Raw genomic sequence first — 19,633 nt, 5'->3', positions numbered from 1 at the left:
GCTAGAGCAAACGGTTGCCCCGGTAGGCTGGCTCTCCGTGTCCGTGTCCGGCGGTGCCTGAGGTAATCGCACCTGGAACGTAGTGGGATTTTCGTGAACGACGTGGTCGAGGAGCAGGTGGTGGGGCTGATGCGGGTCTCTCCCCTGGCGGAAGAGCTGGCGGAACGGTTCGCCAGTGCGGGGCACCGCCTCTACCTGGTGGGCGGCAGCGTGCGCGACGCGCTGCTCGGCCGCCGGTCCGGCGACCTCGACTTCACCACGGACGCGCGTCCCGACCGCGTGCTGAAGATCGTCAGCGAGTGGGGTGACGCGGTCTGGGACGTCGGGATCGCGTTCGGCACGGTCGGCGTGACGAAGAAGGGCATGCAGCTCGAGATCACGACGTTCCGCGCCGACAGCTACGACCGCGTCGGCCGCAACCCCGAGGTCACCTTCGGCGACAGCATCGAGGGTGACCTGTTGCGCCGCGACTTCACGGTCAACGCGATGGCCGTCGAGCTGACGTCGAAGACGTTCATCGACCCGCACGACGGGCTGAGCGCGCTGCGGGAGCAGGTCCTGGACACGCCGGCGACGCCACAGGAGTCGTTCGCCGACGACCCGCTGCGGATGCTGCGCGCCGCCCGCTTCGCCGCCCAACTGGGCTTCACCGCCGCGCCGCGCGTGGTCGACGCGATGACGTCGATGGCGGGCGAGATCGACCGGATCACCGCCGAGCGCGTCCAGGCCGAGCTGTCGAAGCTGCTGCTCGCGCCCGACCCGCGGCCGGGGCTGGAGCTGCTGGTCGACACCGGGCTGGCCGACCGGGTGCTGCCCGAGGTGCCCGGGATGCGGCTGGCCATCGACGAGCACCACCAGCACAAGGACGTCTACCAGCACTCGCTGACCGTGCTGGCCCAGGCGATCGACCTGGAGAAGACGCACGAGCCGACGTCCGGACCGGACCTGATCCTGCGGCTCGCCGCGCTGCTGCACGACGTCGGCAAGCCGGCGACCCGGGAGTTCCAGCCGGGCGGCGGCGTGAGCTTCCACCACCACGAGGTGGTCGGCGCGCGGATGGCCCGCAAGCGTTTGCGGGCGCTGAAGTTCTCGAAGGAGATCGTCGACGACGTCTCCCAGCTCGTGTTCCTCCACCTGCGGTTCCACGGCTACGGCAAGGGCGAGTGGACGGACTCGGCGGTGCGCCGGTACGTCACCGACGCCGGGCCGCTGCTGACCCGGCTGCACAAGTTGGTCCGTGCCGACTGCACCACGCGCAACCGCCGGAAGGCGGCCGCCCTGCAGGCGACCTATGACGACCTCGAAGCCCGGATCGCCGCGCTCAAGGCCAAGGAGGATCTCGACCGCGTGCGGCCGGACCTCAACGGCGAGCAGATCATGGAGCTGCTCGGCCTCAAGCCGGGCCCGGACGTCGGGAAGGCGTGGAAGTTCCTCAAGGAGCTGCGCCTGGACCGCGGCCCGCTGGAGCACGACGAAGCAGTCGCCGAGCTGAAGAAGTGGGCCGCGGAAAACGGCGTCGGGGACGCGTGAGCCGTGGCGGGCGGGGGGAACTTCCTGGTCGCGCTGCTGCGGCGCGGCGCCCCCGCCATCGCCACCGCCACGAGTGAGCTGCCGGACGAGATCGCCGACCCCGCCCCGATGCACGCGCTGCGGCGCATCTCGCGCATGTCGGGCCCGATCGACCCGACCGAGCGCGACACCCTGCTCCTGCGCGCGACCCGGTACGTCGTGCTCATCCCGCTGGGCTTCCGGCTGCTCGCCGTGCCCGGCCAGTTCGGCGTCTACGTCTTCCAGCACGGCACGACCGGGCTCGTGCCGGTCGGGGTGTTCACCCTGCTGTCGGTGCTGCTGAACCTCGTCGGCTTCCGCTGGATGTTCCGCTCGGCCCCGTTCCGCGGGCGGGACGCCGGGAAGCTCCTGGCCGTGGATCTGGTCTTCACGGTGCTCTCGCCGCTGGTCCTCGCGCTGGCCGTGCCGGCGGAGGCGTACTTCGACGCGCTCGCGGTGAGCAGCGCGCACCTGTTCGGCGAGGTCGGGCTGCTGACGCTCGCGCTCGGCGTCCCGACCGGGCTGGTGTTCGGGCTGGCCGCCTTCCCGCTGCGGATGCTGGCGAACTGGCTGAACACCGGCCGGTTCCACGTCGGGCCGGCGCTCTCGACGTTCTCCGCGCTGCTCGTGGAGATGTTCCTGGCCACGGCCGCCCTGTTGCTGACCGGGCTGGGCACGCGCCTGGCCCTGGCCTACGGCACCCGCAACGGACGGCTCGCCGAGCGCGCCCAGCAGCACCGGATGCTGCACGACACCGTGCTGCAGACGCTGGAGGCGATGGCGCTCGCCGACACCGTGAATGCCACCTCGAGTGCCGAGGAACGGCTGGTCGAGATGCAACGCCTCGCGCGGGCGCAGGCGATCGAGATCCGGCAGACGATCGAGTCGGCGGCGTCCGAGCGGGCCGAGGAGGGTGCCCGGCCGCTGGGTGAGAAGCTCGCCGCGCTCGCCGCCGAGATGGCGCGCGACGGTCTGCGTGCCCAGCTCGTGGTGGCGGAGCTGGACGACGACACGCTGTCGGAGGTCCGGCAGATCGCGATCCGCGACGCTGTCCGCGAGGCGATGCGGAACACGATGAAGCACTCCGGCACCGACCGGGTCGTGGTCCGGGTCGAGGAGCGCGAGGGCGGGATCGCCGTGATCACCCGCGACCACGGCGCGGGGTTCGACAAGGCCGAACACCCGGCCGGGTTCGGCATCAGCGAGTCGATCACCGCGCGGCTCGCCGAGGTCGGCGGGACGTCGCTGGTGGAGTCGGGACTGCCCGGCGGGGGCACTCGAGTGACGCTTTGGGTGCCGTTCTGATATGTCCTGACCATGACCTCGATCGAGCTGCTCGCCGACGCTCTCGCCGCCTACCGCTCCGGTGACCGTGACCAGGCCGCCGAACTCGCCGCCCAGGCCGGCCGCGCCGGCTCCACGCTGGCCGACGAACTGCGGACCTACCTGGCCGGGGACGGCTCGGCGCCGGTGTACGACCAGCCGAGCGCGTTCACGGCGTTCATCCGCGGCGGCGGCAACGTCGAGCTGTACCGGGCGCTGAGTGCCGAGCTGGCCTCCCGGTACGACGCCGCGAAGCCGGAGTCGCTGCTCGACCTCGGCTGCGGTGACGGCCTCGCCGTCGTGCCCGCGCTGGAGCAGGCGTCGCACCTTCCGGCGCGGATCGACCTGGTCGAACCGTCGGCCGCGTTGCTCGAAGGCGTCCACGAGCGGGTGCCGACGGCCCAGTGCTGGCAGTCGACCGCGCAGGACTTCCTGGCCCGCGACGACCTCGGCTGGGACTTCGTCCAGTCGACGTTCGCGATGCAGTCCATCGAGCCGGAGCAGCGGGCGGAGGTCCTCCGCGCGCTGCAGCCGCGGACCGGGACGCTGGTGCTCGCGGAGTTCGACGTCCCCGAGTTCGAAGAAGGTTCGCCGGAGCACCTTCGCTCGCTAGTTGAGCGCTACGAGCGCGGCGTCGCCGAGTACGGAGACGATGCCTCGCTCGTCGCGCAGGGCTTCCTGCTGCCGGTCCTGCTCGGGATCGTCGACGGGCAGCAGCGGACGAACTGGGAGCACCCGGCCGCCGAGTGGGCCGAGCAGCTCGAGACGGCGGGCTTCACCGAGGTCGGCGTCGAACCGCTCGCCGACTACTGGTGGTCGCCCGCCGTCCTGATCACTGCCTGCTGAGGGCGCCCGTTTCGACGTGCTGGGCGAGCGGGCGCGGCAGCAGGTAGGCGACCGCGCCGCCCGGCATCGCGCTCCACGGCGCCATCACGCCGGTCAGCACCCGCAGCGACCGCTGCACCCGGTAGAGCCGCTTCTCCCGCTCGCGCTCGAACGCCAGCGACGTCTCGACGAACCGCGTCCCGTCCGCGTGCACCAGGTTGCCGGTCTCGTTGCCGAACCGGACGACCGTCGTCCCCGGCGCGAGCACGACCAGGCGCTTGCCGCGGTAGAAGTTCAACGGTGGTTCGCCGCGCAGCGGCAGGACCGGCCAGTCGGCGGGCTGGTCGGACTCTTCCGCCGGCCACGGCGGCAGCATGAGCAGCACGCCGAGGAGGAACCGGGCCGCGTCGCCGAGCGAGCCGAACGCGACCGGCTCGTCGGTCGGCGGCCGCGAAACCTCCCAGCCGTTCTCCGCGCGGCGCAGCGTCCAGACGCCTTCGGCGGGGATCTCGTTGGCACCGATCCGGTACGCCGCGGCCGGCACGCCGTGCTCGGCGAGCCGCTGCTGGAGCAGCTCCAGGGTTTCCGCGCCCCGCAGGTTCCGCACCGGCTCGCCGCGGGCGACGCGGGTCAGCGCCCGGTCGTCCGGCAGGTCGGCGGTCGTCTGCGGCGGCCTCGGCTGGCCGAGGACCTCCGCCTCCGCCGTCGCGCGGACGAGCTCGCCGACGAACGGCGGCCGGAACGCGAGCGCGCGGATGTGCTCGACCAGCTCCGGCTCCGGCGGCACCCCGTACTTGCGCAGGTAGTGCGGCACGGCGGCGGGCCAGATCCAGGTGCCGTCGGTGTGGAACGCGTTCGGCACGTCCGGCGGCGCGCCCGGCGCGCCGAAGATGTCCGGCAGGGGCGCGGGCCGGTGCAGGGCGACCGGCGCTCGGAACAGGTAGTCGAGCACGCCGCGGACCTGGTCCGGCGGCACCGGCGGCCGGTTGACGATCGGGCGTTCGCCTTCGACGTGCGAGTCGGCGACCCGCGCGTGCCGGAACACGACGTCCAGCGGCAGCCCGGCCTTCGCGGTCAGCCACGCCGGCATGTGCTTGGGCGTCCGCGGGAAGGTCGCCAGCTCCAGCTCGTAGGCGGCGGTCGACGGGCGGCCGCCGTCGTTGGGCGGCACCCGCCAGTCCGGCTCGCGGTCGGCGTCGAAGTCGAAGTCGAACTGCGACTGCGCGTCGAGGGTGAAGGTGCCCTGGAACCAGGTGCCGGCTTCGGGCTGGTACATCGCCGCCCGCAACCGCGCGAAGAGCCCGCCGAGGCGGGGCACCGCGGGCAGCGACACCGACACCGGACCGTCCTCGTCGCCGACCGCGCGGACCTCGATCTCCGCGTAGTCGCCGACCTGGCGGAACTGTGCGGCGGCCCGCGCCCAGCCGCCGGGCACGGTGTGCAGCAGCGTCCGGCCGATGGCGCGCAGCAGCGCGTTCTGGTCGCCGGTGCCCGGCTGTGGCCGCGCTTCCGGCGTCTCGGTGAAGTCCTGCCGCGTCTGCCAGAGCGCGCTGACCTGCTTGGCGGGCACCGTGACCGAGAAGTCGGTCAGCCCCAGCTGCGCCGCGCGGGCGGCGTCGTCGCGGACCCAGCGCAGCGTCAGCTCCGGCCGGTCGCCCGGCGCGACCTCGAAGATCTCGCCGTCGTACTCGGCGAAGGTGCGCAGCGTGAACGTGGCGGGCACCTCGCTCGCGGGCACTACCCGCGCCGGACGGCCCTCGAACTCCTTGTCGAAGCCCTCCGGCGCCTCTTCCTCCGGCAGCACGGACAGCAGCACGGTGCCGTCCGTGGTCGACCGCTGCGCGCGGAAGGTCCCCTCACCCCATGTCGCGTACAGGCCGTCCGGGCGTTCGGCCACTTCAACCCGGTAACGCACGTTTGTCCTCCCCGTCCCCCGTGAACCAAGAACCTAGTCGACCGGGTACCGAGCGAACCACCGGTCGTCGGCCGGCGCATCCGGGCCGAACTCGGTGAGCGCGTCGTCCGCCAGGCCGACGATGACATCGCGGAGCTCCAGCCGGTCCAGCCAGCTCTTCCGCAGGGCTTCCTCGCCGTACATCGCGCCGACGAGGTTGCCGCAGACCGAACCGGTGGAGTCGCTGTCGCCGCTGTGGTTGACCGACGCGAGCAAGGCCGAGTCGGCGTCGGTCGTCGTCAGCGCGACGTACACCGACATCGACAACGCCGTCTCGCCGACGTTGCCCTGCCCGAGCTGCTCGAGCTTCTCCGGCGTCGGCGGGCCCGGCATCGCCAGGGCTGCTTCGAGGGCCATGCTCTGCTCTTCGTGCGCCGGGTGCTTGACGAGCTCGGCGCGTGCGGTCGCGACCGCGTCGAGCAGCGGCTTTCCGTGCAGCAGCTCGTGCATGATCACCGCGAAACACCCGGACGACAAATACCCGCTCGGGTGACCGTGGGTCAGCGCCGCGCTCTCGGCGCCGAGCCGGAACACTTCGGCGAGGTCGTCCGACCACAGCGCGATCGGCGCCGCCCGCATGACGCCGCCGCAGCCCTTCGAGTTGTTCACCGGCCGGTCCATGGTGCCCCGGACGCCGGAGCGGCCGTACGCCTCCAGCTCCCCGAAGCAGGTCAGGCCCGGCGCGCGACGGCTGAACAGCTCCTGGTGCGTGATCAGCCAGCCGTCCGGTGCCTCGACGGCCGACTGCGGCCCACGCGCGCGGTCCCACGCGACGCCCTGCGTGTGCAGCCAGCGCTGGTAAGCCATCTGCAGCGAGTGGACGACGTCGGCGGACCCGGTCCTGCGCTGCTGGGCGTGGGCCCGGATCAGCGCTTCGAGCGTGAACAGCGTCATCTGCGTGTCGTCGGTGATCCGGCCGACGCCGCCGTACGCGGGGATGAAGTCGGTGATGCCGTCCGGCCCGGCGATGTCGCGGATCCGGTCGATCGAGTCGAACTCCGTCTTCGCGCCCAGTGCGTCGCCGATCGCCCCGGCCAGCAGGCTGCCGCGCAGTCGCGATCGCAAGGAGAGTCCCTTCGGTTTCGGGGTGAAGCGGCCGCTCGGGTAGCGGCGCTCCCAGCGGGCGTGTTCCGCGGTCTCCGTCTGGAGGCCGTTGCGGTTGAAGTACCAGAAGACGTCGCTCGCGACGTCGTCGAGCAGGCCGAGGTCGGGCAGGGCGGCGACCCACGCGGCGGGCAGGCCGGGGACGCCGAGCCGCGCGCCGACCACGGCACCGGCGAGCGCGCCGGCGACCGGACCGGACCGGGCGGCCAGCGTGATCGCCGTTTCCGGGTCGTGACCGCGCTTGGCCGCGGCGAACAGCGCCCGGCCGAGCACCGACCGGACGCTCCGGCCGTCACCGATGCTTTCCAGCTGCGTGACGTCGTCGGCGTCGCGGTCCTCGCGCAACGCCAGGACCGACGTCGCCAGATCGCCGCCCACCTCGCGCAGCCGCAGGTGCACCGGCACGGCGAACGCGTCCCGGGTGAGCAGCGACTGGAACAGCGAGACCAGGAGGTCGACGCCCTCGGTGACCTCCGCGCCCGCCGCGCTGCCGGTCAGCTCCCGGGCGACGTCCTTCGCGTACTGCTCGCCGTCGAGGTCGGCCATGGCGGCCGCGGCGGTCGGTGTCGCCGCCAACGCCGTGGCCAGCAGCGCGGAGAACTCGGCGGGCGCCGGGCCCGCGTGCCGCGTCGCGACGGCGAGCCAGCCGTCCGGGTCCGGTCCGGGCAAGGTGGCCGGCACCTCGCCGGCCGGCACCGGCGGCAGGCCGCGCAGCACTGAGTCGGTGTGGAACAGCAGGTTCCGCGTCAGCCCGCCCAGCGGCAGTGGGCCGGTGGCGCCGCCGCCCAGCGCGTCACCGATCGCGAAACCGACGTACGCGCCGACGATCCGGTGCCACGCGAAGCGCGCGGCGAGCGTGCCGTAGGCGGAGAACTTCCCGAACGTCCACGGCACCGGACGCGGCTGCGCGTCCTCGTCGACGTGCGCGATCAGGCCGTCGGCACCCAGGTCGGCGGGCCATTCCGGCTCCTGGCCCGCCCGGCGCCGGACGCCGTTGCGGTACTGCCAGGCGAACCCGCGCAGGTACCGGACGCACTCGGCCGGCGTCAGCTCGAAGTGGTGGTCGCGGGCGTGGTCCACCGCGTACCGGAGGTGCCGTTCCAGCAGGTCGGGCGGCTCGACGCCGAACTCCGCGACCAGCGCGGGCAGGGCTTCGGCGACTTCGGGCCCGGCTTCCGGCGCGGGCTCCTCGGCTTTCGGGCGGCGCTCACCGTCTTCGACCACGCCCAGTTCGGCGGCCGTGAGGCTGCGGACGAGCCCGGTGCCGGGATCCAGCGTCAGCCCGATCCCCGGCCGGTCGGCCAGCAGCTCGCGGACGGTGACCCGCCACCGGCGCGGGTACCGCCCGGGCACCTTCGCCGACGAGCTGTAGGCGATGACCTCTCGCCCGCCCGTGCCGGGAACCGGCCGCAGCAACGGCTCGCCGTCGGGCAACGGAACGAGCACCTCGCAGTCGAGCAACGCCTGCGCGAACTCGGCGCGGCTGATCCAGTTCGCGCCCAGGTAGTTCAGCAGCTTTTCGGCGTCGGACGTCGGCACCGGGAAGCCGCTCCACACCGGACCCGGGCGGTACTGCTCGTTGACCCGGCGCGGGCCCGTCGGCTCGCCGAACGCCGTGTACTGCGCCCAGCCGCGGATGGCACGCACCGGGATGCCGAGGCCGGGGAACGCCTTCTCGTCGAACTCCGGGTCGACATCGGGGCGCCACTCGACGAAGCCCTCTTCTGTCATTCTCCCCATCCTCGGGCTAGTGCCGCGGGTAGCGCTCGATCCACTGGTCGCCGAGCGCGCTCAACGCCGAGTGCCGGTCGAAGTGCCAATACGCGTCCGAAGCGACGTTCTCGACCAGGTACCGCAGCTCCAGCTGGTCGACCCACTTCTGCGGCAGCCCCGGGATCCCGGTGCGCGCGCCGAGCAGGGCACCGGCGATCGCGCCGGTCAGCGCGCTGCGGCCGGAGTGGTTGACGGCGCGAAGCAGCGCCTGCTCCGGGTAGTTCTCGAAGCCCGACAACGCGGCGAACGCGCGTCCGAGCACCGACAGCGTCGTCTTGCCGTCGCCGATCAGCTCGGCCATCCGCAGGTCCGGCAGCCCGTGCTCGCCGAAGAAGGGGACGGCCTCGGCGACCATCTCCCCGATCTCCACCCACTCGGGACCCTGCTGGAACTGGTTGTCCGGGTTGAGCACCTCGCGGCTGAGGTTCCAGATCGGGAAGCTGAACGGGTCCTTGGTCAGCGCGTGCTCGAACAGCCAGGTCAGGTAGGTCGCGGCGGCCAGGTCGGGCTCGGTGGGGTGAGTGACGCCGGCCAGCTCGCGCACGGCCTGCCGCGCGCCGCCGCTGAACCCGCTGCCGGGCCCGGCCATGGTCAGCGCGGCGGGCAACGCGGGGATCAGCGCGGCCGGCCCGGTCATCGGCACACCCCCGGCGCCGGTCGCGAGCTGGTGGTAGCCGTTGAGCTCGGCGTCGTCGATGTCCCGCCGGGCGTGCAGGTCCGGGACCTGCACGAGCCAGCCGTCCAGCGCGTCCATCGGCGCGCCCTGGGTGCGCAGCCAGCGCTGCAGGGCGCCGCGGACGACGTCCGGGAAGAGCTGCTCGGCTTCGCGGGACTCCGGCCGCTCGCGGTGCGGGCTGCGGATCACGGCCTCGGTGTAGAACAGCAGCCGCTGCGTCAGCGAGCCGATCCGGCCCGGCTGGTCGTACGCCGGGAGGAGGTCCGTGACGCCTTCGATGCCGTACTTCGCGTGGATGTCGTGCAGGGGCATCCGGTCGACGGCCGCACCGAGGGCCTCCCCGAGCGCGAAGCCGACGTACGCGCCCGTGACGCGCTGCCAGCCGTAGCGGAAGCCGTCGAGGTCGCGTTCGAAGTACTTGCCGAACGTGTCCAGCCGCGGCACCGTGCGGCCGGTGTTGTCGTAGGTCGGCGCCAAGCCGTTCGCGCGCAGGTCGTTGGGCTTGCTGCGCGGCGGCTCCGGCATGCTCAGCCGCTTCAGCCAGGACTCGCCCAGGATGGTCTTCGCGCACTCCTCGGCGGTCAGCTCGAAGCCCCGCCGCCGGGCCTTCTCGGCCGCGACGAGCGGCGGCTTGACCGGCTCGGGCAGGCCCATCCGGGACGCCGTTTCGGCGGCGACGCGGAGCAGGTCCTCCTCGGCCTCCGGGCAGCGGCCGTGCACGTCGATCCGCGGCTCGTGCCGCGGGAACCGCTGGACGATCTCGGCGAGCTCGCCGCTGGAGACGTCCTCGATGGTCGTCGGGCCGCCGTTGATCACCAGGTTCGGCGGGTGCTCGAACTCCGCCAGCGTCGCGACGTCGACCTTCCACCAGCCGTGCTCGCGCGAAGGCAGGTTCCGGGTCGAGCTGAAGACCTTGAGCTCGTTGCGCTCCTCGGCGAAGTAGAACCGGTCGGTCTTGCCGGTCTCCAGGTCCAACGGGACGAACACCTCGCAGCGGATCAGCCCGATGAGCAGCAGTTCGCGGGTCAGCCAGCCGACGCTGGCGAACGACAGCAGCGTCTCGATGGTGTTCTCGGGCTTGGGGTAGCCGCGGCGGATCGGCCCCGCCTTGTACTCGGGGTTCTCCCGCTCCTCGCCGGTCTGGTTGCCCTCGGCGTCGACCTTCACCCAGCCCGCGACGGCCTGCAGCGGCACGCCCAGCTCACCGAGCCCGGCCTTCACGTACTCGGGGTCGACGACCTCGCGCCAGTTCTCCTGGCCGGGGAACGCCACCGGCACCGACAGCCCGCCCGGGTGCGGGTGCGCCTGCCGCAGCTCGCCGTCCGGCTCGCGGACCACCACCGACGGCGGCGGGAAGATCTCCTTCTCCGGCCGGCCCTCGTCGAGGAACGCGATGGTGTTGTAGGGCACCGACCAGCCCTCGGGGATGCGCAGGACTCTCTCGGTGTCCACCCGCAAGCCCGCGGGACCGGAGACGTCCGGGCCGTGCACCGCGCGCAGCCACTGGCCGACCTTGGCAATCGCTTCCGCCGCTTCCACCTACTCGATCCTCTCCAGGCTTCCGTCGGACTCGTGCTCGGCGATCGTCTTCGGCAGCACGAAGGCCACCGCGCCACCCGGCAGGTTCGCCCACGGAACCGTGATGCCGGTGATCACGTGCAGCGGGCGTCTGAGCCGGTAGCTCCGCCGCACCCGCTCGCGTTCGAGCGGCAGCGACGTCGTGGCGAACCGTACCTCCCCGTGGTGGACGAGGTTGCCGGGTTCCTCGCCGAAGCGCAGGACGACCGTACCCGCCACCAGCCTGGTGATGCGCTTGTTGCGGAGCAGGGTGAGGGGAGGCTCACCCGGCGCCGGGTGCACCGGCCAGTCGTCGAGTTCCTTCGCGGTTTCCAGCGGGGTTTCGTGGCCGGCGGTCATCCGGGCGGGGTGCAGCAAGAGTGCGCCGAGCAGCTGCTGCGCGGCGTCCTCGAGCCGGTCGAAGTACTTCGGCTCGCGGGGTTCCCCGCCGGCGTACGCGGCGACCTCCCAGCCGTCGGACGTGTAGTTCAGGCACCACGTGCCGTCCGCCCGCTCCCCGACCCGGTACGCCTCGGGCCACACCCCGTGCTCGCCGAGCCGCTGCACCAGCACGATCAGCAGTTCGTCGTCGCCGAGCTTCGGGTCGGGCGTGGTCTCCAGCTCGGCGACGACGTCGCCGACGGTCTGCTTCATGTCCCGGCGGCTGGGCTTCGGCCGCGGCTGCCCCAGCAGGTCCGCCTCGGCGGTCCGCCGGACCAGCGGCTCGACGTACGGCGGCTGGTAGTGGTGACGGCGGATGTGCGCGACGAGGTCCGGCTCGGGCGGCACGCCGTACTCCGCCAGCAGGTGCGGCACCGCCGCGTGCCAGATCCAGGTGCCGTCGGTGTGGAAGCGCTCGTCGCCGTCTTCGTGGACGACGGCTTCGCGCTCGAGGTACTGCAGCACGAGCGGCACCTCGGTGTCGGTCAGCGGCGGCCGCTCGACGTCGGGGCCGCCGACGTCGGCGTGCCGGAACACCAGGCCCAGCGGTAGCTGCGCGCGCAGCCGCCACCAGTCGGGGATGTGCTCGTCGGCGCGCGGGAACTCCGCGAGCTCCTCCGGGTAGGCCGCCGGCTCGGGTGGATCCGTCCACAGTGGATCGTCGTCGAGCGCGAAGTCGAAGTCGAAGGTGCCGTCGGGGTTGAGCGTGAACCGCGCCTGCAGCCACGTCCCGCGGCCTTCGGTGTACATCCCGGCCCGCAGCTCGGTGAAGACGTCGGCCAGCTCGTCCGGCGTCGCCGTGTTGTGGCCCGCGATCTCGGTGTGCTTCCCGAGCTGCCGGAAGTCGACGACGGCCGGCACGTCGGCGTCGGCCCGGTGCTGCCGCACGAGCTTTCCCAGCCGCACCAGGACGGCGCGCTGCTCTTCGGGCGAAAGTCGATGTTCCACGTGAATCATTGCGCCAGTACTGAGGTGAACGTGAAGGTCGGGGCTTCGCCGGCGTCGCGGCGGGCGAACTCGTCCTCCCACATCTCGAAGGTCCGCCGGTAGATCGAGTCGATCAGCGCACGCTCTTCCTTGGTGATCTTGCGGTGCTCCTCTTCGGTCGCCGCCCAGATCGCGTCGATGGTCTGGTAGAGCGCGAAGATCGGCCCGTCACCGCGGAGGTAGTTGTGCCGCTCCTCCTCGGTCCGGATGACGAACCGCTCCCGGTCGAGCTTCACGATCTCGGCTTCGTGGCCCAGGAGCACGTCCGGAACGTGGTCCGGCTTCTCTTCGAACGCCCCGGTCTCCCAGTTCAGGATGCGACCGGTCAGCCCGCCGTCGGGCGTGCTCTCGACCACGTAGGTGTGGTCGTAGTACTCGAAGTAGGACGGCGTCTGGACCATCTAGAGACTCCCCTGCAGCGCGTCCCAGAACAGGTCCCGTTCGCGCTTGATCAGCCCGTCGATCAGGGCCTGTTCCTCGGTGGTGTAGTTCGCTCGGCCTTCGGCTTTCCGGAGCGCCTTGAGATCACGGCGCACTTCGTAGAGCGCGTGCTCGTACGCTGCCACCTCGTCGAGTGCCTTGACGTGGAGGCGCAGCTCGGCGACGTGGCCGTCGATGCGCACGCTCATCTGCAAGTCGCGATAACCGGCCTCCGCGGGGTTCGCGAACCGGTCCTCGAACTTGACGATCTCCAGCTCCGGGTGCGCGGCGACGCGTTCGAGGGCCGCGTAGGCGTCCTGCACCCGCTCGAACTGGATCATCGCGCCGGCCAGGTCGATCAGCCTGGACGCGTCACCGCCGTAGTCGGCGATCTTGTCCATGGCCCGGCCGAGCGACTTGGGACCGGGGCGGAAACCCGGGGTCCCGTTGGTCTCCTCCGCCAGCGGCGGCAAGGTCCGCTGGAGCACCTCCTGCGCGTGTGCCGCCTCTGCGTAGCGGTGCCCGAGGTACTCGCGCGTGTAGGCCTCGTCGCCCCGCATGGCGGGGTCGAAGGGCGCCTGCACCCGATCCGCCTGCCGGTGCTGGCGGGCCTCTTCGGTGACCCGGCCCGCGACCTCGTGCTGTTCGGGCGTGAGTGGCGTCGGCTCGGCGTCGGGACCCACCGGCTCGGCGTCCGGGGCCGGGTGGTGCACCTCGTGCACGGCGTCGGCCAGGATCGGGATGGCCTCGTCGTGCACCAGCAGGCTCGCGATCGTCTCCGGCTTGCGCAGCAGCGACCGCGTCAGGAACTCGTTGGCCGGGTCGTGGAGCAGGTCGACCAGCTCCGGGTGCTCCGCCAGCCGCGTCCGGACGAACTCACCGACCGGCCCGAGGTTCTGCGGATTCCCCTCGTGGTCCTTGACGACGAGGTCGGTGGTGGCGCCGGCGAGCGCTTCGGCGACCCGCGGCTGCGCGAGGAGCTCGTCGAGCCGGGACTGCGGGGCACCGCCGTAACCGCCGTGCTCGCCGCCGGTGTGCTCGGTCTGGATGTGGACCTCGTCCGGCGTGCCGATGTGCATCAGCTTGATGCTCTTCGGCGGCTGCGGCAGGTGCATGAGGTCGCCGGACTGCGGGTCGATGAACGCGACGCCGTCGCGGGTGTGCACGACCATCGCGACGTGCCCGTAGACGACGCCGTTCGGGCCTTCGTACTTCACCGCGACCACGGCGTGGTGGTCGAGCGGCTTGTCCCGGATCTCGCGGATGACGTCGTCGTAGCTGCCGCGCGCGGAGAACGTCTCGCCGAAGCGGCCCTCGATGTGCTCGAGCGTGCCGCGGGTGCCCATCTCGTGGAAGAGGATCGGCTCGGCCGTCATGTCGCCGCCGCGCAGCCGGTCCATGTACGCCTCGGGCCCGCGGGTGCAGTTCGACATGTACCCGTTCTCCAGCGCGCCGGGCTGGTGGAAGCCCGGGTTGACGTCGCGCAGGTGCGGGTGCCGGTCCTGGATGTAGGCCGCGCGCTCCGCCGGTGTCGCCGTGTCGGCGTGGATGGCCGGCTCGGACGGCGGGTTCGTCGCCCGCGCCAGCGGCGAGTAGTCCGGCTGCGGCTCGGGGACCACGGACGGTTCCGAACCGTCGAGGGCGTCGCTGATCGACGGGTGCTCCGGCTGGTGGTGCTGCGCCGGCTCGGGTTCGCCGAAGCCGCCGAGGCGTTCCATCAGCGCGGCCTGCCGGCGCCGTTCGAACTCGGCCGCGTTGTGGTCGTTCTCGGCGCGCCGCTCGGCCATCTTCTGCTGCGCGGCCTCGGGGTCGAGGTAACGCGGGTGGCCGGGCCCGATCTCCTCGGCTTCGATCACCCACTTGCGGCGGCCCTCGGGCGTGATCTCCAGCCGCCGCTCGTGCACCAGCAACTGCGTCCCGGGCGGCGAGAGCGTCTCGCGCTCGGACGGGTTCTCGGCGAGCTTCGAGATGTCGCGGAGGTTGTCGGACCGGACGTGCAGCTCGACGTCGTCGCCGAACTTGCTGGTGGAGAACTCGTCGGTCTTGATCGACGCGCTGGAGAACGCCGGCTCGACGACGACCGAGCCCGGCTCGTACGGCCCGGCGACGAGCTCGGCCAGCCGCGGGTCGCCCCCGACGTCGAAGGCGCGGATGCTCTCGCCGGACGTGCGCGGGACCTGGTTGAGGCCGTCGGTGATGGCACGCGCGTTCGCCTGCGCCAGGTCGAAGCCGGGGTGGCCGGGGCCGCGGCGCAGGGCCTCGTTGACGTCGTAGGCGTACTCGCCTCGCGTGTAGCCGTGGACCGCGACGGCGCCTTCGTCGGTCAGAGGCAGTCCGGCGGCGTCCCGGCGGGCCAGCGCGCGGTCGTGGATCTGCTGGTAGACGCCCTCGTCGCCGACCGCTTGGCGGATGCTTTCGTGGTCGGCCGGGGTGCCGCGGTGTTCGCCGTCGAAGAGGTAACCCTCGTCGTGCGGGACACGCTCGGGCGTGGGGTTCAGGCGGTCGGCGATCGCCGGTGTTGTTTCGTGCGGCGCTGTTTCGTGGTGTCCCCCGAGCGGGAGCTCGCGGATCCCGGTGGCGTCGTGCGGCAGCTCGGCCAGCCGTCCGCTGACGGGATCGGCGAACAGCACCCCGTGCTCGGTGTGCACGGCGGCGACCAGCCGTTCCGCGCCACCGTGTTCGAAGGCGACGGCGGACCGCGCGCCGACGGGACGTTCGCCGAGGTCACGGGCGACGTCGTCGAAGCCGCCCCGGTGGCTCCACGGCCCGTCGAGCCGCTCGCCCCCCGCCGGCCCGGCGACGACGTCCTCGCCGTTCATCCGCCGTTCGAAGGCGACCATCGACTCGGCGGCGTTGGTCCGGAAGCCGTTCTCGAGGGCGTCCGGGCCGTAGTGGTTGCGCGTGTTGACCGCACCGAGCTCGGGAACGGCGTCGCGGACGAGACGCGCGTGCTGCTGCGGTGTCTCGACGGACCCGGCGTGCAGCACGGGCACACCGCCAGGGGTGAGCGGCTCGGCGAGCCGTGACCAGCCACCTTCGGGCTCCCCGGTGGCCGGCACACGCCGTTCCGGCGGCGGCGGAGCGTCCGCGGGGTCGAAGCCGAGCAGCTTGGACAGGTCGCCGGTCGGCTTGAGGTGGGGGTGCTCGGCGTAGAACTGCTCGAGCTCGGCGTCGGCCTCGCGCTGGAAGCGGTCCTCTTCGGCCCGCTCGTCGGCACGGCGCTGCTCGATCGCGTCCCGCGCGTCGGCCTCGCCGAGATGCCGCGGATCACCGGGCGCGACCTCTTCGGCGTGCACGACCCACTGCGGCTCGCCACGCTTGTGGTTCGGGTGTTCGGGGTGGCCGGGCCCCATCTCGACACCGGTGACCCGGAACTGCGTACCGGCCTTGAAGAGGACTTCGCGTTCGTGCCCGATGCTCGCCAGGTCTTCGACGTCCCGGCCGGTCCTGGACTGGATCCGCATCTCGACTTCGCCGGGGAAGTTGCTGCGCGGGTGCTCCGCGTCGACCTTCGACGAGCTGAGGAACGACGGTTCGGTGATGTGCGCGCCCTCGTGGAACCGCCCGAGGAAGGCCTGCAGCCGCGCGGGATCGCCGTGGAAGTCGACCCGCCGCGAAACGGTCCCGACGTGCGGCGGCAGCTCGTTCAGCCCGGAGGCGAGGGCCCCGGCCTGCGGAGCGAGATCGACGAGCTCCGGACCCCCCATCCGCAGCGCCCGGTTGAGCGGCCCGACCATCTCGTACCGCGTGTAGGCGTGCACGGCGAACGCCCCGGCATCGGACATGCCGGGGTGGAACTCGTCACGCTTGGCGAGCGCCTCGCGCCGGACCTGCTCGTGACGCCACTCGCCGGACTCCGGGCTGTGCCGCCCGGAGTCCATGAAGGTGTCCTCGATCCGCCGGACCCCGGCGGGATCATCGGTGTGGAAGGCGTGGTCGGCGAGGTAGGGCTCGTCGGGCCGGGCAGGCTCGCCGTCGGGTGCCCCGGGGTGTTCTCGGGTGTGTTCGTGGTGTTCTGCGGCGGGCTGCTCGGCAGGGTGTTCTTGCGCGGGGGCGTGGTCCGAGGTGGGCGGGCCCTGCGTTTGCTGGGCATGCTGCTCCTGCGCGGGGGCGTGCTCGGCTGGCGGCTGGTTCTGTTGCGCCGGGTGTTGCTCGGCCGGGCGTTCCTGGGCAGGGGCGTGTTCTGCCGCAGGCTGGTCCGGGCGCTCGGCGCCGGGAAGTGGCTGCTCGTCCGGCCGCACCGGGTGTTCCGGCGCAGGCGTGGACTGCCGCTCGGCAGGCCGCACCTGTTCCGGCGCACGGTCAACCGGCCGCGGCGGATCGAACGGGCTCCGCGGCAGGTGCTCCGCCGGCGGACCGAACCGAGGCGGCGGCACCTGCGGCGGTCCCACACGCGGATCGTGCGGCGGCATCGGCGGCCGTCCACCAGGTGGGGGCGGCATGGGTGGCCGTCCGCCGGGCCCCTGCGGACCCCGCGGCTGGTTCGGGTACCCCCCGGGACGCTGCGCCCCAGGCCCACCGGGCGGCCCCCCAAGCGACGTCCGGCGCGGATCGTGCGGGTGCACCCCACCTTGCGGCGCCTGACCCCCCACCGGCGGCTGCCCACCCGACGGGTGGTGGCGAGGCTGCCCACTCAGAGGCTGCGCACCGCGTGGAGGCTGCCCACCAGGCTGAACGGGTGGCTGCGCCCCATGCGGCGGCTGCCCACCGTGTGGCGGTTGTCCACCCGGCTGATGCGACGGGTGGCCACCCTGCGGCGGTTGGCCGCCGTGGAGTGGTTGCGTGGGGTGTGGCGGCTGTCCGCCGGGCTGGATCGGCGGTTGGCCGCCGTGAGGTGGTTGCGTGGGGTGCGGCGGTTGTCCACCTAGCGGCGGTTGGCCGCCGTGGAGTGGTTGTGCGGGGTGCGGCGGCTGTCCACCGTGCGGTAGTTGCCCGCCAGGCTGCACTTGGGCGCCGTGGGGCGGTGGTCCGCCCGGGCTCGGCGGGAGATGCTCACCTGGCTGAAGCGGCGGTGGCCCACCGTGTGGGGGTTGCGTTCCCGGCCGACGGGCGCCGTGGGGTGGCTGACCACCCGGTGGCATCGGCGGCTGACCACCCTGCAGCATCCAGCGTGGATCCTGCGGCGGGACGCGTCGCGGCTGCTCACCGCCACGCGGCGGCATCGGCTGCTGTGGCGACGGCCCGCCCGGTCGCGGGCCTGGGCCACCCCCGTTCGGCATTCCCGCGGGCAGCGGTGGCGCGAACCCACCCGGAGGCGGCGGCGCCTGCTGCGGCGACGGTCCGTTCTGGAACCCCGCCGGCCCGGCATCCGCCGCGAACGGCTGGCTCGCACCGGCCGTGAACCCGGCCGCTCCGACGTTGTCCTGGGGACGTCCGCCGCTCTGCCGTCCCGGCTCGGGGCCGAATCCCGGCGGCGGGGCCATGCCGTATCCGCCACTCGTCGCCGCGGCCGGACGTTCTGCCTGCTGAGGCGATCCGGAGCCGGCTTGCTCGGGTGCCTGCCGTGGCTCGACGGACTGCCGTGGCTCGACGGACTGCCGTTCCGGGCCCGGCTGCCCCTGGCTCGGCGTGTTGTCCGCGCGCTGCTCCTGCCGGACCTCCGGCGCGGATTCCGTCCGCGTGTCCGACGTAGACGGTGCCTCCCGCCCCGACTCGGCCGCCGCCGCAGGTCGTGGCTCTTCCCGCCGCGCTTCGGGTTCCGGTGACGCTTCGGGCTCTTCACCTCGCGACGCGGTCTCGGACGGCGCCTCATGCCGCGGTTGTTCCCCCCGCGATTCAGGCTCTGAGGAGGTCTCGCCCCGCGATGCGGCTTCGGACGGCGCCTCGCGCGAGGATTCCTCGCCGCGCGACTCAGGCTCCGAGGGCGCCTCGCGCCGCGATTCCTCACCTCGCGACTCAGCCTCCGAAGACGGCTCCCGCCGCGACTCCTCACCTCGCGACTCAGCCTCCGACGAAGGCTCCCGCCCAGCCCCTTCCCCACGCGACTCGGGCTCCGACGACGAACCCCCGGCGTCGGACCCACCCGCGTCGGATCCGCCCGCCTCCGTTCGCGGGATGTTCGCCTCGTGGATCGAGTGCAGCTGCTCCTTGGCACCCCCGACGGCACCCCCGACCGCCCCGCTCGAAGCGCCCATCAGCAGCTGCTCCGGCGTCAGCGACCCCAAATCCCCGGTGACGGCCGCCTGCCCGACCGTCTGCGCGACTCCCTCGACCGCCCCGCGCGCCCCCGCGCGCATGGCCGCGTCCGCGATCTGGCCGCCCGCGCTGTGCGACAGCCCTTCGGTCGCGCCTCGCCCGATCGATCCGGACGCCGCTCCCACGACCCCGCCGACCGCGCCCGAGATCGCCGCGTCCGATGTTTTCGACCAGTCCCAGCTCTTGCGGTCGCCCTTGGCCATCTGCAGGCCCTGGATGCCCGCGTCCATGCCGAGGTTGATGGCCTCGTTCTTGAGGACCTCCATGCCGATCTTCTTGAGGCCCTGCTTGAGCAGCCGCTCCAGCAGCTCCTTCGCGACCTGCTTGAACCCCTGCTGCGCGAGCTTCTCGAGCAGCTGCCGGAACAGCATCTGCACGGTCATCCGGGTGGCGATCTGGGCCGGCGCGATGCCCGCCGTCGAGCCGCCGAACGTCACCGCCGCCGCCGCGATCATCGCCGCGATCTGGGCCGCCAGGATGATCAGCGAAATGATGATCATGTACTTCGTGTACTCGACGTCCAGCGCCGTCTGGTCGCACGAGTCGCCCAGGGCCTTCGTCGCGTCCGCCAGCTGCTTGAAGTACGCCTCGTCGCCTTCGACGAACTTCTTCCACTGCTCGGCGAACGCGTCCGCGCCGTCTCCGGTCCAGTTGTCGCCGATGCCCTGAGCGGCCTGGTTGCCCGCGTCGGAAGCCGGGCCGATCGCCGAAGACGCCGTGTGCCACGCGTCGCGCAGCGCGCGCAGCTTGGTCTCGTCGCCCTCCGGCCAGCTCTCCCCGACGACGATCGGCAGCAGCCACTTGACCGCGTCGGGCATCTCCATCCCCAC

The 19,633-nt window shown here is 72.6% G+C and carries 9 protein-coding genes; 3 read left to right on the top strand and 6 right to left on the bottom strand.

Going from position 1 to position 19,633, the window contains the following annotated elements; genetic code table 11:
* Nucleotides 1-93 precede the first annotated feature (93 nt).
* Genes AB0G28_RS06635 through AB0G28_RS06625 form a run of 3 tightly spaced genes read left to right on the top strand, consistent with a single transcriptional unit; the run spans nt 94 to nt 3,717 of the window.
* On the top strand, nt 94-1,530 hold the full coding sequence (locus tag AB0G28_RS06635; RefSeq protein ID WP_361083698.1) for a CCA tRNA nucleotidyltransferase: 1,437 nt from the start codon (nt 94-96) through the stop codon (nt 1,528-1,530).
* 3 nt (nt 1,531-1,533) lie between these two features.
* On the top strand, nt 1,534-2,853 hold the full coding sequence (locus AB0G28_RS06630) for an ATP-binding protein (protein WP_361083695.1): 1,320 nt from the start codon (nt 1,534-1,536) through the stop codon (nt 2,851-2,853).
* 12 nt (nt 2,854-2,865) lie between these two features.
* The gene (locus AB0G28_RS06625; protein ID WP_361083693.1) at nt 2,866-3,717 is read left to right on the top strand and encodes a class I SAM-dependent methyltransferase; all 852 of its coding nucleotides are present in this window, start codon (nt 2,866-2,868) and stop codon (nt 3,715-3,717) included.
* Here AB0G28_RS06625 and AB0G28_RS06620 read toward each other — a convergent pair.
* From AB0G28_RS06620 to AB0G28_RS06595, 6 genes are read right to left on the bottom strand one after another with little or no spacing between them, the layout of a single operon-like run.
* The gene (locus AB0G28_RS06620) at nt 3,704-5,611 is read right to left on the bottom strand and encodes a TNT domain-containing protein (protein WP_361083690.1); all 1,908 of its coding nucleotides are present in this window, start codon (nt 5,609-5,611) and stop codon (nt 3,704-3,706) included. The two genes, AB0G28_RS06625 and AB0G28_RS06620, sit on opposite strands and share 14 nt — an antisense overlap.
* 33 nt (nt 5,612-5,644) lie before the next feature.
* Complete coding sequence (locus tag AB0G28_RS06615; protein ID WP_361083687.1) at nt 5,645-8,485, bottom strand: ADP-ribosylglycohydrolase family protein; 2,841 nt, start codon at nt 8,483-8,485, stop codon at nt 5,645-5,647.
* Nucleotides 8,486-8,501: 16 nt separating this feature from the next.
* Nucleotides 8,502-10,742: an ADP-ribosylglycohydrolase family protein gene (locus AB0G28_RS06610; RefSeq protein ID WP_361083684.1), complete on the bottom strand. Its 2,241-nt coding sequence runs from the start codon at nt 10,740-10,742 to the stop codon at nt 8,502-8,504.
* The gene (locus tag AB0G28_RS06605) at nt 10,743-12,158 is read right to left on the bottom strand and encodes a TNT domain-containing protein (protein ID WP_361083681.1); all 1,416 of its coding nucleotides are present in this window, start codon (nt 12,156-12,158) and stop codon (nt 10,743-10,745) included.
* Complete coding sequence (locus tag AB0G28_RS06600) at nt 12,155-12,589, bottom strand: hypothetical protein (protein WP_361083678.1); 435 nt, start codon at nt 12,587-12,589, stop codon at nt 12,155-12,157. The genes AB0G28_RS06605 and AB0G28_RS06600 overlap by 4 nt, the downstream gene beginning before the upstream one ends.
* Complete coding sequence (locus AB0G28_RS06595) at nt 12,590-19,627, bottom strand: toxin glutamine deamidase domain-containing protein (RefSeq protein ID WP_361083675.1); 7,038 nt, start codon at nt 19,625-19,627, stop codon at nt 12,590-12,592.
* Nucleotides 19,628-19,633 lie beyond the last annotated feature (6 nt).

The sequence above is a fragment of the Amycolatopsis sp. NPDC021455 genome, from assembly GCF_040640995.1.
GTDB lineage: Bacteria > Actinomycetota > Actinomycetes > Mycobacteriales > Pseudonocardiaceae > Amycolatopsis.
The sequence above is the reverse complement of the archived record's forward strand: the minus strand, read 5'-3'. Positions and strand labels throughout refer to the sequence as shown.

Excerpts from the sequence above, each read along its gene's own strand:
- AB0G28_RS06615 (WP_361083687.1), bottom strand. The coding sequence starts at position 8,485 with ATGACAGAAGAGGGCTTCGTCGAGTGGCGCCCCGATGTCGACCCGGAG.
- AB0G28_RS06600 (WP_361083678.1), bottom strand. The coding sequence starts at position 12,589 with ATGGTCCAGACGCCGTCCTACTTCGAGTACTACGACCACACCTACGTG.
- AB0G28_RS06625 (WP_361083693.1), top strand. The coding sequence starts at position 2,866 with ATGACCTCGATCGAGCTGCTCGCCGACGCTCTCGCCGCCTACCGCTCC.
- AB0G28_RS06595 (WP_361083675.1), bottom strand. The coding sequence starts at position 19,627 with ATGGAGATGCCCGACGCGGTCAAGTGGCTGCTGCCGATCGTCGTCGGG.
- AB0G28_RS06605 (WP_361083681.1), bottom strand. The coding sequence starts at position 12,158 with ATGATTCACGTGGAACATCGACTTTCGCCCGAAGAGCAGCGCGCCGTC.